Genomic DNA, 374 nt, shown 5'->3' on the forward strand with positions numbered 1-374 from the left:
CGACGTCGTGGAGCCCGCGCTGCCCATGGCGTACGCCCGCTGGGACAACCCGGTGTGGCACGACTACCGGGTGCCGATGGAGGTCCCGATGGCCGTGCGCCTGGGCGACCTGCATCTGCCGGAGAGCGACGGACTGCGCATCCCCATGCTGGTCCGGCTGCCGCTGGAGCGGGGCCTGTGGATCGACAGCGGCCGTTCCGGCTCCGTCGCCTCCTTCGCGGACTCCGACGAACTGCGCCGTCTCGCCCTGGACACCGCCGTGGCGCTCGCCGCGCGGCTCCTCGCGGTGTACCCACCGGGGGAGTTCAGCGTCCATGTCATCGACCCGGCCGGGGCCGGAGCGACCACGCTGGCACCGCTGACCCAGCCGGGCG

1 pseudogene is annotated in these 374 nt (G+C 73.8%); it reads left to right on the forward strand.

The features are described from left to right. Positions 1 to 374: pseudogene (locus tag AOK23_RS50970) on the forward strand (TerD family protein); the annotation flags it as partial.

Source organism: Streptomyces torulosus, assembly GCF_001419765.1.
GTDB classification, from domain to species: Bacteria; Actinomycetota; Actinomycetes; order Streptomycetales; family Streptomycetaceae; genus Streptomyces; species Streptomyces torulosus.